This window comes from Amycolatopsis sp. NPDC058278 (assembly GCF_042881395.1).
Classification (GTDB): Bacteria; Actinomycetota; Actinomycetes; order Mycobacteriales; family Pseudonocardiaceae; genus Amycolatopsis.
Window position 1 is genome coordinate 18,899 of the sequence record NZ_JBHVXZ010000117.1, and the last position, 12,690, is coordinate 31,588.

Below are 12,690 nucleotides of genomic sequence, written 5' to 3' on the forward strand. Positions count from 1 at the left end.
GTGTTCTGGGCCTTGTTAACGGCGCGGGTCGTTACTACCGGTTGGGCGGGGGCGCCGCCGGGGTGGGTGCGCGGGTGTGGGGGGACCTCCCCCGGCCCCGGCTCACCGTCGTATCGGGGCCTTCGGGAGTCGGGAAGTCGAGCGTGGTGGGCGAGCTGCGGAAGCTGGAGCCCGATGTCTGGTTCAGCGTCTCGGTCACCACGCGCAAGCCGCGTCCCGGCGAAGTCGACGGGGCGCACTACCACTTCGTCGACCGCGCGGAGTTCGACGCCATGGTCGCCGACGGCCGGCTGCTGGAATGGGCCGAGTTCGCCGGCAACTGCTACGGCACCCCGCGCGAGCCGGTCGAGAAGGCCCTCGCCGAGGGCCGCCCGGCCGTCCTGGAGATCGAGCTGCAGGGCGCCCGCCAGGTCCGCGCGGCGATGCCGGAGGCCCGGCTGGTGATGCTGATGCCGCCGTCGTGGGAGGAACTGGTCGGCAGGCTCACCGGGCGCGGCACCGAAAACGAGGCCGCGGTGCAGGCCCGGCTGGCCGAAGCGGAGCGCGAGCTGGCGGCGGCGGGGGAGTTCGACCACCGCCTCGTCAACGCCGACGTGCGGGAGGCCGCCGGGCACTTGCTAAACTTGATTACAGCTGATCAGTTTTCCGACGAAGCGGAGCACCACGAGTGACCACCCCTGCGATCCTGACCGAAGAGCTCGAGGGCATCACCAGCCCCCCGATCGACGACCTGCTCGAGAAGGTCAGCTCGAAGTACGCGCTGGTGATCTACTCGGCGAAGCGCGCCCGCCAGATCAACGACTACTACGCCCAGCTGGGCGAGGGCCTGCTCGAGTACGTCGGCCCGCTCGTCGAGCCGGGCCCGCGCGAGAAGCCGCTCTCGATCGCGCTGCGCGAGATCCACGGCGGCCTGCTCGAGCACACCGAGGGTGAGTAAACCCCGCATCGTCCTGGGCGTGGGCGGCGGGATCGCCGCCTACAAGGCCTGTGAGGTCCTGCGCGGGCTGACCGAATCCGGTCACGACGTCCGCGTGGTCCCCACCGAAGCCGCGCTGAACTTCGTCGGCGCGGCGACCTTCGAAGCCCTCTCGGGGCACCCGGTGCACACGGGCGTGTTCACCGAGGTCCCCGAGGTCCAGCACGTCCGCGTCGGCAAGGAAGCCGACCTGGTCCTGGTCGTCCCGGCCACGGCGAACCTGCTCGCCAAGGCCGCCCACGGCCTCGCGGACGACCTGCTGACCAACACCCTGCTCACCGCCCGGTGCCCGGTCGCCTTCTTCCCGGCGATGCACACGGAGATGTGGGAGCACCCCGCGACCCGCGACAACGTCGCCCTGCTGCGCTCGCGCGGCGTGGTCGTCACCGAGCCCGATGCCGGCCGGTTGACCGGCGCCGACACCGGCAAGGGCCGCCTGGCGAACCCGGCCGAGATCGTGGACCTGGCCCGGCTGCTGCTGGCCCGCCCCGACGCCCTCCCGCGCGACCTCGAAGGCGTCCGCGTGGTGATTTCGGCGGGCGGCACCCGCGAACCCCTCGACCCGGTGCGCTACCTGGGCAACCGCTCGTCCGGCAAGCAGGGCTACGCGCTGGCCCGCGTCGCCGCCCAGCGCGGCGCCGACGTCACGCTGGTCACCGCGCACACCGTCGCCCTGCCGGACCCGGCGGGCGCGACCGTGGAGCACGCCTCGACGGCCGAGCAGCTGCGGCAGGCGGTGCACGCCGCGGCCGAGTCGGCGGACGTCGTCGTGATGGCCGCCGCCGTCGCCGACTTCCGGCCGGCGAACCGGGCCGAGCACAAGATCAAGAAGTCCGACGACCAGCCGGACCCAGTCATCACGCTCGAACGCAATGCCGACATTCTCGCGGAATTGGTGCAAAACCGGCGTCCCGGTCAGGTCGTCGTGGGATTCGCCGCGGAAACCGGCGACGCGCAGGGCAGCGTTCTCGACCACGCCCGTGCGAAGCTGAAGCGCAAGGGCTCGGATCTCCTGGTGGTGAACGCCGTCGGCGACGGCAAGGCGTTCGGCACGGAGGACAATTCGGGCTGGCTGCTGGGGGCCGACGGCACCGAAATCCCGATCCCGCTGGGCGCGAAGGCCGAACTCGCGTCCACATTGTGGGACGCTGTTGTGAGCTTCATGAAGCGTTGACCGTCCCTGGAGCGATATCAGTACGCTTGCACAGGTAAGGGGTGCCTAACCCACCGGGCATCCGACGACTAGGTGAGGAAGTGACGGCCACCGTGACCGCGTCCAGCAGCAGATTGTTCACCTCGGAGTCGGTGACCGAAGGACACCCCGACAAGATTTGCGACGCCATCAGCGATTCGATCCTCGACGGCCTGCTGTCGAAGGACCCGCGCAGCCGCGTCGCCGTCGAAACCCTGATCACCACCGGCCAGGTGCACGTGGCCGGCGAGGTGACCACCGAGGCGTACGCCGACATCCCGACGATCGTCCGCGACGTCATCCTCAAGATCGGCTACGACTCCTCCGCCAAGGGCTTCGACGGCAACTCCTGCGGCGTCAACGTCGCGATCGGCTCGCAGTCGCCCGACATCGCCCAGGGCGTCGACACCGCGTACGAGTCGCGGGTCGAGTCGGACGAAGACGAGATCAACCGCCAGGGCGCCGGCGACCAGGGCCTGATGTTCGGCTACGCCTGCTCGGACACCCCCGAGCTGATGCCGCTGCCGATCGCGCTGGCCCACCGGCTCTCCAAGCGCCTGACCGCGGTCCGCAAGGACGGCGTGCTGCCGTACCTGCGCCCGGACGGCAAGACCCAGGTCACCATCGAGTACGCCGGCGACCAGCCGGTGCGCCTCGACACGGTCGTCGTGTCCTCGCAGCACGCCGACGGGATCGACCTGGAGCGGATGCTCAGCGTCGACGTCAAGGAGCACGTCGTCGGTCCCGAGCTCGAGGGCTTGGGCATCGACACCTCGAACGCGCGCCTGCTGGTCAACCCGACCGGCCGGTTCGTCATCGGCGGCCCGATGGGCGACGCCGGCCTGACCGGCCGCAAGATCATCGTCGACACCTACGGCGGCATGGCCCGCCACGGCGGCGGCGCGTTCTCCGGCAAGGACCCGTCCAAGGTCGACCGTTCCGCCGCGTACGCGATGCGCTGGGTGGCCAAGAACGTCGTCGCCGCGGGCCTGGCCTCCCGCACCGAGGTGCAGGTCGCCTACGCCATCGGCAAGGCGGCCCCGGTCGGCCTGTTCGTCGAGACGTTCGGCACCGAGACGGTCGACCCGTCGAAGATCCAGCAGGCCATCACCGAGGTCTTCGACCTCCGGCCGGCGGCGATCATCCGCGACCTCGACCTGCTGCGCCCGATCTACGCCCCGACGGCGGCGTACGGCCACTTCGGCCGGCCCGAGCTGGGACTGCCGTGGGAGAGCACGGCCCGCGCCGAGGCCCTGAAGGCGGCCGCGGGCGCCTGACACGCACGATCCGGTGAAGGCCACCCCAGGATTCCCCGGGGTGGCCTTCCTCGTGTCCGGGGTGTCGGTGGGGTCTGGTAGAGATCACGGCGTGAGCAGTTCCGAGCCCGAAGCTCTCTGGGACCTCCCGGAGAAGCCGCCCGCCGCCAAGGCGGCGCCGTCGCGTGCCCGGAAGAAGGCGCCGAAGCCGGGGCAAAAGGCGAAGGGCGCCCAGTCGCCCGCGCCCGAGCTGCCGGTCGCGCGGATCGTCGTCGACATCCCGCTCGCGCACCTGGACCGCACCTTCGACTACCTCGTGCCCGAGAAGCTGCACGAGTCCGCCGTGCCGGGCTGCCGCGTCCGGGTCCGGTTCGCCGGGCAGTTGGTCGACGGCTACCTGATCGAGCGCGGCGAGACCAGCGACTACGGCAGCAAGCTGGCCTTCCTCGACCGCGTGACGTCGGCCGAGCCGGTGCTGCCGCCGTCGCTGCACGCGGTGTGCCGGGCGGTCGCCGACCGCTACGGCGGCACGCTGTCCGACGTGCTGCGGCTCGCCATCCCGCCGCGGCACGCCAAGGCCGAAGGCGAACCGCCGGTCCCGCCGGCGGGACCACCGGAAACACCCGACCTCGCGGCCTGGGGGCGTTACCAGCGTGGCCCGGCGTTCATGGAGGCCCTTGCCGAGGGCAAGCCCGCGAACGCCGTCTGGCAGGCCTTGCCCGGCGAGGATTGGCCGCGCCGGCTCGCCGAGGCCGCCGGCACGGTGGCCGCCGCGGGCCGGGGCGCGGTGCTGGTGGTGCCGGACCACCGCGACCTGACCCGGGTCCACGCGGCCTGCGCGGCGCTCGTGGGCGAGGACGCCGTCGTGGCGCTGATCGCCGGGCTCGGGCCCGCCGAGCGGTACCGGCGCTGGCTGGCCGTGCTGCGCGGCGCGGTGCGGGTGGTCGTCGGGACGCGGGCGGCGATGTTCGCGCCGGTCCGCGACCCCGGCCTGTTCGCCGTCTGGGACGACGGCGACGACCTGCACCTCGACCAGCACGCGCCGTACCCGCACGTCCGCGACGTCCTGATGGACCGCGCGCACGCGGCGAAGGCGTCGCTGCTGGTCGGTGGCTTCGCCCGGACGGCCGAGGCCCAGCTGCTCGTCGAGTCCGGCTGGGCCGCCCCGGTCCTGGCGGACCGGGCGACACTGCGCGCCGCCGCCCCGCGCGTCACCCCGGTCGGCGAGGACTTCGACGTCGCCCGGGACGAGGCCGCCCGGGTGGCGCGCCTGCCGGCGGTGGCCTTCGAGGCGGCGCGCCAGGCGTTCGCCGCGGACCTGCCGACACTGGTCCAGGTACCGCGGCGCGGGTACGTACCCGGCCTGGCCTGCGGAAACTGCCGGACACCGGCGCACTGCCGCCGGTGCGCGGGGCCGCTGGCACTGCCCGGCGGATCGCTCGACGGGCAGCCGAAACCGCCGGCTTGCCGCTGGTGCGGTGTCCCCGAAACGGCGTTCCGCTGCACGGCGTGCGGCTCGGTCCGGCTGCGCGCGGTGATCGTCGGCGCGAAGCGGACGGCGGAGGAGCTCGGCCGCGCGTTCCCGGGCGTCCCGGTCCGCACGTCCGGGGCGGCGGAGGTCCTGGAATCGGTGCCGGGCAAACCGGCGCTGGTGGTGTGCACGCCGGGCGCGGAGCCGGTGGCCGACGGCGGCTACGGCGCGGCCCTGCTGCTGGACGGCTGGGCCCTGCTGGGCCGCCAGGACCTGCGGGCGGGCGAGGAGACCCTGCGCCGCTGGATGGCGGCGGCGGCCCTGGTCCGCCCGGCCGCCGCGGGCGGCCGCGTGATCGTCGGCGCGGAGGCGGGCCTGGCGGTGGTCCAGGCACTGGTCCGCTGGGACCCGGCCTGGCACGCGGGCCAGGAACTGTCCGAGCGCCGCGAGCTGGGCTTCCCGCCGGCAATGCGCATGGCGAGCGTGGAGGGCAGCCCGGACGCGGTGGCGGCCCTGCTGGAGGACCTGCCGTTGCCGTCGTCCGGGGAGGTACTGGGGCCGGTCCCGATCGGCGAGCTGGACGAGGAGGGCAACGCGGACCGCGAGCGGGCGCTGGTGCGGGTATCGCGAGCGGAGGGCAAGGCCCTGGCGGCGTCGATCCACGCGGCCGCGGCCCGCCGGGACGCCCGGAAGGCGACGGAACCGATTCGCATCCAGGTGGACCCGCTGGAGCTCATCTGACGTCAGGCCATCTCCGGCCGGATCCAGTTCTCCGCCGGGGGGATCACGCCCCGGTGGGACGTGGCCGAGCCGATGGCGGACGCGGAAGTCATCGGTGGGTTTTCGCTGGGCGCGGCTGATCGGGCAAGGACGAGGGTGAGCGGCGGTACGTTGGTTCCATGGCGAAGGTCCGGCCGACACCTTTCCCGGAGCGGAACGGCAAAGTGCCGTTCAACGCTTCCGGGGTCGCCCAGGTGGGTTCCCGGCGGTTCGTCTTCGTCGACAACAAAGACCCCACCGCGTTGTTCGAAATGACGTTCGATCCCGGCGTCGTCGCGGTCGAACGGATTCACCGGCGCCCGTTGGCCGGGGTGGGCCGGGGACAGCTGCGTGATCCCGAAGGTCTCACCCGGGTCGATGTGCGCGGGGAGGTCTTCCTCGTCGTCGCTTCTTCGTTGTGCGTCGCGGACGGAAACCGGATCTGCGACGGCCTCGTGCGCGTTCGGTACGCACCCGGCGGAGCGCTGCCCGCGGAACCGATGGACGGGTTCCGGGACTGGCTGCTCGCCCGCGAGCCCGCGCTCGCCGCGGCCGGGCGGCGGGAACCGGATGCGGGCGGGCTCAACGTGGAAGGCCTGGCCTGGGACCGGAACGCGTTGCTGTTCGGCCTGCGGGGACCGGCCGAGCCGGGCTGCGTCACGCTGGTCCGGGTCCCCGCCGACGTCGGCGGAACGCGGTGGACGACCGCGTCGCTGGGGCACCCCGAACTGATCCGCGTGCGGCTGCCCGAGCCGGGCGTGACCCGGGGGATCCGGGACGTTTCCGGGGCCGCGGGGACCGGCGATTTCCTGCTGCTGCTCGGGCGTTCGACCAGCCACGGCGACGCGCCGTTCCGGCTCGGCACCTGGAACCGCGCCGGCGACCGTGCCGCGCTGCTCGACGTCGCCTTCCACCGGACCGCGAAGCCGGAGGGCGTCACGACGTTCTCGATCGGCGGCGAGCAGCGGATCCTGATCGTCGACGACGCCGGCGGCTACGCGGTTCTGTGAGTCAGGAAAAGTACAGCTTCGACGGATTGGCGTCCTGGTGGACGCGCGGTTTTCCGGTCGCCGTGGGATCCGTGCCGAACGCCGCGCCCAGCCCGGTCCGGATGCTCGTGAGCGTGAACCAGCCGCTGAACCCGAAGTCGTCGCCGACCGGGTCGACCGGGGTCACCGAGAACTCTTCGGCCTGGGCCGCGTTGTCCGCCGCGCGCGTGCAAAGTAGGGGGTGGCCCTGGCCCGACGTCGTCGTGGTGGCGTGGAGGGGCTGCCCGGACGCCTTGCTGCCGACCGACTGCCCGGCGCCGAGCGGGGCGAAGCACCACAGGTCCGTGTCGTCGACGTTCGCCGGCCGCAGCCGGTGGACGACCTCGGCACCGCCGGGCTCCTCCGCCGTGGCCGGGATGACTTCGCTGCGGCTGGCGTGCAGGCACTCGTTGGTGACGTCGTCGCGCACGTAGGCGCCGGCGCTGCCGGGCAGGCCGCCGCACAGGTAGCCGGCGGACGCGGCCAGCCGCAGCTGCTTCCGCACGGCGGTGAGCTGCGTGGGCACGTCCGGCACGCCGAACCCGGCCAGCAGCGTCCCCATCCCGTCGAGGAACGGCTTGAGCACCTCCTGCTGGGTCTGGAAGCCGAAGACGGATTCGCGGTAGGCGCGGATCTGGCCGACCACCTGCGCCCGCCGTCCCGCGTCGTCGCGCACGAGCCTGGCGAGCAGCCCGGCGGTGTCGAGGCGGAAGTGCCGGGCGGGCTGGAAGGTCTGGTCGAGGCCCCACGGGATCAGCTTGAAGTCGATGTCGTCGACGCCCGGCTGGGCGACGGCGTCCACGTCGTTGTAGACGTAGGTGTTGTTGGTGTTGCGGGAGTAGCCGTCCCAGTGCTTGAGGAAGAACTCCATCGCGTAGATCTTGACGAACTGGTCGAGGTCGAACACCTCGCTCGCCCCGGCCAGCCCGTGCGCGCCGATGTGGTCGATGGCGAACCGCAGGTCGGCCTTGTCGTCGAACTTCGAGAGGGATTCGACCCCGATGAAGGGAAACCGCTCGGCGATGAAGTCGTCCTCGTGCTCCAGCTCGTAGAGGTTGCCGTTCAGGTGCCCGAAGTTGCGCTCGACGTAGCGCGGCATGACCGGCTCGACGTTCACGAAGACCCCGGGGCTGTCGACACCGGCCTCCCCCTGCCCGATCGGCACGCCGTTCACCCGCACCTGGGCGTAATTGCCCCGCGAAAAGGGGAGACCGGCCAGCTCGAACAGTTTGTAGCCGAGCAGCTGCCGGAGGTAGGAGAGGTCCTGCACGGAGTTGTTGAGCGTCAGGTACCGCGAGCCGATCAGCTTCCGGACCGGATCCTTGTTCGCGTCGGAGAATTTCGCGAAATCCAGGTGCAGGCAGGGTTTTCCGCTGCTGATCGAGCCGCAGAAAGACTTTTTCTTGATCCCGACGCGGGGCAGCGCCGTCCGCACGGGGAACTTCGTCCCGGACAGCTCGACCGACGTCGCCTCCCGCCAGGTGTAACGGCTGCCGCCGGTCCACTCGAAGTTGCACACCCCGCCGGCGGGCTGCTCGGTGCGCACCGCGTCCCAGTCCGTAGGCGGCATCGTGATATCGATCGTCAAAACATTGTCGATCGCGTAGAGGGAATCGAGTGCGCGCTGCTCCTGGCTGCCCATCCGGCCAGTGTACGACCGGATTCCGGCGGCAAGAATGCGAAAACAATTCCGTGACCGTTCCGATCCGGGTGGGTGTATCACCCATTGCCCGCGCAGCCGGTGGGGGAGCGCCGGAATGACCACCTCAGCCATCGGCGCCCATAGCCGGTCGTGCGCTGATCAGCTCGGCAAGACCGTGCCGGGCAACGATTCCACCGCGGCACGCGGTGGTTCCGTGACTCCAAGCGGAGCAGCGGTGCCGGGGCCACTCGCGGCAGCCGTCGTCAACGTGAGCACCTGGGCCGCGATCGCCTGGCGGCGGGCTTCGAAATCCGCGTCCGTCAGCGCGTCCGGGGCCGTCGGCTGGCCGAGTACCGGCGTGTGCAGGTGGCCGCCGGCCACCGACGTCCGCCCGAGGCCGAGGCGGACGCGGTTGCTGCGGAACATCGATTCGTTCGACAGGTAGTTCCCGCCCCCGCCGGAGGCGGCGATCTCGCCCGCGGCCGGGGCGTCCGAGCGGCACACCGGGGTTCCGGTGCCCGGATGGGCCGCGTCCGGCCACACGCAGAACGCCTGGTTGAAGTTCACCGGGTAGGCGCCGGCCGGTGCGGCCAGCATCCGGTCGTACGGCAGCGTCGTCTCGATGAACTGGACGTCCGGCTGCGGCCAGCCCCCGGCCGGTGGCACGCCCCCGGTGACCGGCACGTTGTTGTTGTCGGGGAATCCGCCGCGCCAGGCGCCGGCCCAGCGTTCGATGTCGAACCGGCCCGGGCGCCCTTGGCTGATGGTCATGATCACGTCCGGTCGTCGCGCACGGTCGCGCAACGCCGTGCCGTAGGCCGCTTCGACAATGCCTGCGTCGAAGTAGCTCCACACGACCGGGAAGTTCACCGCCTGCACCACGGCCGGCCCCGACGGCGTGGCGAGGACCCGCCCGTCCAGCTGCAGGGCCGCCGCGCCGGCCGGGTTCGAAATCCGGACACCGGCGCCGTCGAGCTGGAACGGGTCGAAGCCGCTCACCATGACCCGCCGCGTCTTCCCGAGCGGGAACCGGACGTCGTCGAGGCCGCGCGATCCGCGATCGAACGCCGCGAGCAGGGCCACCCGCTGCGAAGCCGGAAGCGGGAAGGGCGGCTGCCACTGCCGTATCGCGCTGCTGAGCTGCAGCCGCGCCCAGTACAGCGGCCGGTCGTCGAAGCGGTCGAGCGTGCCGAGGCCGGGCGTGCGGCCCTGGGCGCGGTCGACCGCGGTCCGCCACAGCCGGTCACCGGCCTGCGTGACCACCCGTTCGGCCCGGCGCGGTGTGCGTGCGGCGCAGAGGTCGTGCCCGACCTCGGCGACGAAGGGAGCCAGCCCGGCCAGCCGGACCAGTTCGGGACCGACGGCAGGCCCACCGGCCGGCATCGTCGCGGTCAGTCGCTGCTCCTCCACGGTCAGCGGGACGGCCGCGTCGAAGCAGCTCCGCGCCGGCGTGGCCGCGGCGACGCCGGGGAGCACGAGCATCGGCACGGCGGAGAGCAAGGGGAGCAGGGCGGAAAGGCGCACGGGTTTCCCTCCACGTCGCTGAGCGATCTCCGGCACCCAGTCTTCCGGCCGGGAAGCGATCCGAGAAGCGCGCAAAGTCGGATGATGGCTTGAAGCTGCCTTGACCAAGGGGCAGACTCGCCCGCATGCCCGCGCACTGGAGCCGCACCACGCTCGTCCTGGCCGTCGCCGCCGTGCTCACCGCCGGCGCCGCCGTGCCCGCCACCGCCGCCACGCCCACCCCGAAGTCGCCGGTCGCCGTCGGCTTCGGGGGCGCTGTGGCCAGCATCGACGCCGACGCCACCGCGATCGGCACGCAGGTCCTCCGCGACGGCGGGAACGCCGTCGACGCGGCCGTCGCGGTCGCCGCCGCGCTCGGCGTCACCGACCCGTTCTCGGCCGGGGTCGGCGGCGGCGGGTTCTTCGTCTACTACGACGCCAAGACCCACCGCGTGCACACCCTGGACGGCCGCGAGACCGCGCCGAAGACCGCCGACGAGAACCTCTTCGTCGAAGACGGCAAGCCGCTCCCGTTCGCCGACGCCGTCACCAGCGGCCTGAGCGTCGGCGTGCCCGGCACGCCCGCGACCTGGGCCGAGGCGCTGCGCAAGTGGGGGACGCGGTCGCTGGCGAAGTCGCTGAAGCCCGCGGAGAAGCTCGCGCGCGACGGCTTCGTCGTCGACCAGACGTTCCAGACGCAGATCGCGAACAACGCCGCGCGGTTCTCGGCGTTCCCGTCGACGCGGTCGCTGTACCTGCCGGGCGGCGCGCCCCCGGCGCCGGGGACGGTCTTCAAGAACCCCGACCTGGCCGCCACGTACGCGCAGCTCGAGCGGTCCGGCGTCGACGCGCTGTACCGCGGCCCGATCGGCGCGGACATCGCCAAGACGGTCCAGAAGCCGCCGGTCGACCCGGCGTCGACGCTGAACGTCCGGCCCGGCAAGCTCACCACGGCCGACATCGCGGCCTACCGCGCCATCGAGCGCGACCCGACCCACGCGCGCTACGAGGGACTCGACGTCTACGGCATGCCGGCGCCGTCGTCGGGCGGGCTGACGGTCGGCGAGGCGCTCAACATCCTCGAGAACTTCGACCTGAAGCACGCGAGCAAGGCCGACTACCTGCAGTACTTCCTGGAGTCGACCCGCTTCGCCTTCGCCGACCGCAACCGTTGGATCGGCGACCCGGCGTTCGTCGACGTCCCGGCGCGCGAGCTGCTGAGCCAGCGGTTCGCCGACTCCCGGGCCTGCCTGATCTCGAAGGACAAGGCGGCGACCAGCCCGGTCGCCCCGGCCGACCCCCGGCACCCGGCCGCGTGCGCCGCGGGCGCGACCGCCGCCCCGACGCCGTACGAGGGTGAGAACACGACGCACCTGACGGTGGCGGACAAGTGGGGCAACGTCGTCGCCTACACGTTGACGATCGAGCAGGAGGGCGGCAGCGGCATCGTCGTGCCGGGCCGCGGGTTCCTGCTGAACAACGAGCTGACGGACTTCTCGTTCACGCCGGTGACGCCGGGCGTGCCGGACCCGAACCTCCCGGGCCCGGGCAAGCGCCCCCGCTCGTCGATGGCCCCGACGATCGTCCTCGACCACGGACGCCCGTTCTTCGCGACGGGCTCGCCGGGCGGAGCGTCGATCATCACCACGGTGCTCCAGGTGATCCTCGGCCGCCTCGACCGCGGCTTGTCATTGGAGAACGCGATCGCGGCCCCGCGCGCGTCGCAGCGCAACTCGGCGCAGGCGCAGGTGGAGCAGGCATTCTTGGACCAGCCGGAGACGGCGGCGCTGCGGGCCCGCGGCCAGGGCTTCTCGACGGCCCCGGCGGAGATCGGCGCGGCCACGGGCGTGGAGCGACTGCGCGACGGCCGCTGGCTGGCGGCGGCGGAACCGGTACGGCGCGGCCAGGGCGCGGCGCAGGTGGTGTGGCCGGCGCGCTGGTAGGGCGGAGGCCCGCCTTTCCCGGTTCGGGAGAGGCGGGCTTTGCCCACGGGCCCAGGACCGGCCGGGAAAACTCCCCCGCCCTCCCTGGCAGGGCTCCGGCAAAGTCTTTTGGCCTGATCGCAGAGCGGGCACGGCCCTCGTCGATCATGTGATTGTCTAGGTCCCATGATCGACTGAGAGAGCCGTGCCCGCTGCGCAATCGTGCCTGATCCCCGTCGTACGTGATCGCCTGGCCCCGGTCATCGACTCCCACGCCGATCCATGCTGGGCCGCTGACCTGTGTAAACGCCTCGCCGACGTGCCCGACCCCCGAGATCGACGAGGTGTACGCCATTCGATCGGGTCGATCCTGGCGCTCGCGGCTGCAGCCGTCGTGGCCGGCGCGCAATCGTTCACCGCGATCGGCGAATGGGCCGCCGACGCGCCACAGCCGATCCTGGCCGCACTCGGTGCGCGATTCGATCCCCGCCAAGCCCGCTACGCAGCACCCGATGAGGCCACCGTGCGACGCGTGGCCGGCCGGGTCGACGGCGACATCCTCGATGACGTGATCAGCAACTGGCTCGCCGAGCACGACACCAGCAACACCGACCTGGCCAAGACCGCGCCGGCAGCGATCGCGGTGGACGGCAAATCCTTGCGCGGCACCTTCGCCCGCACCGGCGGCGCCGGGGTGCACCTGCTCGCCGCGATCACCCACGACAACGCCATCGTCGTCGGGCAACGCCAGGTCCCGGCCGGCAGCAGCGAAATCACCTGGTTCCAACCACTGCTGGACACCATCGACCTGACCGGGCGGGTAGTCACCGCCGATGCCCTGCACACCACCGCCGAACATGCCCGCTACCTGCATCAACGCGGCGCGGACTACGTCTTCACCCTCAAAGAGAACCAACACCGTCTCCACGGCCTGCTCGACA

At 72.2% G+C, this 12,690-nt stretch carries 10 protein-coding genes; 8 read left to right on the forward strand and 2 right to left on the reverse strand.

Annotation, left to right across the window (positions count from 1 at the left end):
• Positions 1 to 41: 41 nt before the first annotated feature.
• From gmk to ACFVYA_RS39695, 6 genes are all read left to right on the forward strand, one after another.
• Positions 42 to 671: a guanylate kinase gene (gene gmk / locus ACFVYA_RS39670; protein WP_387052402.1), complete on the forward strand. Its 630-nt coding sequence runs from the start codon at positions 42 to 44 to the stop codon at positions 669 to 671.
• Positions 668 to 937 carry a DNA-directed RNA polymerase subunit omega gene (gene rpoZ / locus ACFVYA_RS39675; protein WP_387052404.1) on the forward strand — a complete coding sequence of 90 codons (270 nt, stop codon included), beginning with the start codon at positions 668 to 670 and terminating at the stop codon, positions 935 to 937. Before gmk ends, rpoZ begins: the two co-directional genes overlap by 4 nt.
• Positions 930 to 2,150, forward strand: a complete 1,221-nt coding sequence (gene coaBC, locus ACFVYA_RS39680; protein ID WP_387052406.1) for a bifunctional phosphopantothenoylcysteine decarboxylase/phosphopantothenate--cysteine ligase CoaBC — start codon at positions 930 to 932, stop codon at positions 2,148 to 2,150. Before rpoZ ends, coaBC begins: the two co-directional genes overlap by 8 nt.
• Positions 2,151 to 2,242: 92 nt before the next feature.
• Positions 2,243 to 3,445 carry a methionine adenosyltransferase gene (gene metK / locus ACFVYA_RS39685; RefSeq protein ID WP_285993751.1) on the forward strand — a complete coding sequence of 401 codons (1,203 nt, stop codon included), beginning with the start codon at positions 2,243 to 2,245 and terminating at the stop codon, positions 3,443 to 3,445.
• Between the two features lie 91 nt (positions 3,446 to 3,536).
• Positions 3,537 to 5,636, forward strand: a complete 2,100-nt coding sequence (locus ACFVYA_RS39690) for a primosomal protein N' (RefSeq protein ID WP_387052408.1) — start codon at positions 3,537 to 3,539, stop codon at positions 5,634 to 5,636.
• A 158-nt stretch (positions 5,637 to 5,794) separates the two neighbouring features.
• Entirely contained in the window at positions 5,795 to 6,664 is an 870-nt protein-coding gene (locus ACFVYA_RS39695) for a hypothetical protein (RefSeq protein WP_387052410.1), read from the forward strand.
• Position 6,665: 1 nt separating this feature from the next.
• Here the strand turns inward: ACFVYA_RS39695 and ACFVYA_RS39700 are convergent, their stop codons facing one another.
• Positions 6,666 to 8,324, reverse strand: coding sequence for a CotH kinase family protein (locus ACFVYA_RS39700; RefSeq protein WP_387052412.1), 1,659 nt, complete (start codon positions 8,322 to 8,324; stop codon positions 6,666 to 6,668).
• A gap of 159 nt (positions 8,325 to 8,483) precedes the next feature.
• Positions 8,484 to 9,848, reverse strand: a complete 1,365-nt coding sequence (locus tag ACFVYA_RS39705) for a hypothetical protein (RefSeq protein ID WP_387052414.1) — start codon at positions 9,846 to 9,848, stop codon at positions 8,484 to 8,486.
• Positions 9,849 to 9,973: 125 nt separating this feature from the next.
• On the opposite strand from ACFVYA_RS39705, the gene ggt reads away from it, so the two are divergent.
• On the forward strand, positions 9,974 to 11,770 hold the full coding sequence (gene ggt, locus ACFVYA_RS39710) for a gamma-glutamyltransferase (RefSeq protein ID WP_387052416.1): 1,797 nt from the start codon (positions 9,974 to 9,976) through the stop codon (positions 11,768 to 11,770).
• Between the two features lie 298 nt (positions 11,771 to 12,068).
• Positions 12,069 to 12,690: ISAs1 family transposase (locus tag ACFVYA_RS39715; protein ID WP_387052420.1), on the forward strand; the 622-nt coding region annotated here is incomplete at its 3' end.